General features: G+C 65.7%; 3 protein-coding genes. All 3 read left to right on the top strand.

Annotated features, from left to right (window positions below; all coding sequences use genetic code 11):
• A partial coding sequence (locus EOA86_RS36000; protein ID WP_128345786.1) for a DUF2285 domain-containing protein occupies positions 1-134 on the top strand: 134 nt, incomplete at its 5' end.
• A 138-nt stretch (positions 135-272) separates the two neighbouring features.
• Complete coding sequence (locus EOA86_RS35995; RefSeq protein WP_128345783.1) at positions 273-554, top strand: helix-turn-helix domain-containing protein; 282 nt, start codon at positions 273-275, stop codon at positions 552-554.
• An 11-nt stretch (positions 555-565) separates the two neighbouring features.
• A partial coding sequence (locus EOA86_RS35990) for a replication initiator protein A (RefSeq protein WP_206630252.1) occupies positions 566-1031 on the top strand: 466 nt, incomplete at its 3' end.

The following is a 1031-nucleotide window of genomic DNA, read 5'->3' as shown; positions in this document are numbered from 1 at the left end:
GCCCGGACCGAGTCGCGGCCGAGTCTTGGAAAACCTCTGCGTTGCGGGCGAGTGTCATCGGCCTCGTCAAAGGCGGACACGCCATGATCGCGGGCGGTTATCGTCAGCTTCTGCGTCATCGCCACAAGGAATAGCCTCGAAATCCCGCGGCTGGGGGTGAGGAATTTTGCCCCCGAAACTTCCTCATCCCTCCTCGTTCGACATCTTCGCCACCGTGGTCTTCGCACGCCGGTCGTCACCGGCGGTTTGATCGAACCCACGGAGGCCCGACCATGCCCGATCCGCTCGCCGGCTTGCCGCCGCGCTACCTGCGCACACCCGAAGCGGCACGTTTCCTCGGTCTCTCCGGCCGCACACTTGAGAAGCACCGCACCTACGGGACCGGCCCCGCCTATCGCAAGCTCGGCGGCCGGGTCGTCTACGCGCTCGAGGACCTGCAAGCGTGGGCCAACCGTGGCGCCGTCACCTCCACCTCCGACCCGCGCGGCTCTGTGCTGCCGGCCAAGCGGCACGAGCCGCAAGCGACGGGCGGCGCCGGCCGCACGGCGCGCTGAGAGGCTCCGAGATGGCGCGCGGTTTTTCAGCATCCGCCGAGCGAGAGAAGCTCGATCCTTTCATCGTCGCGACTGGCGATGCTTCCCCGCGCGACCAGCGCGATCTCATGGAGAGACCGTTCTTCTCGCTTGCCAAGATGAAACGGGCGGCGCCGATCCTTTACGAGGCCGGTGAGGTCAAGGTGGAAGTGTTTGCCACGCCTCAGCACGGCATGGCGACCATCTGGGACGCCGACGTGCTGATCTGGGCAGCGAGCCAGATCGTCGAAGCCGAAAACCAGGGCCTCAAGACATCCCGTTTCCTACGCTTCACGCCATACCAGATGCTCACGACAATCGGCCGGGCGACGGGCCAGCGCGACTACAAGCTGCTCAAAGGCGCCCTGACGCGCCTGCAATCGACATCGGTCCGCACCACGATCCGCCAGAACGAGCACTGGCGCCGGCATCAGTTCTCCTGGATCAATGAATGGGAGG

The sequence above is a fragment of the Mesorhizobium sp. M5C.F.Ca.IN.020.32.2.1 genome (genome assembly GCF_004023105.1).
Taxonomy (GTDB): Bacteria; Pseudomonadota; Alphaproteobacteria; order Rhizobiales; family Rhizobiaceae; genus Mesorhizobium; species Mesorhizobium wenxiniae.
The sequence above is the reverse complement of the archived record's forward strand: the minus strand, read 5'-3'. Positions and strand labels throughout refer to the sequence as shown.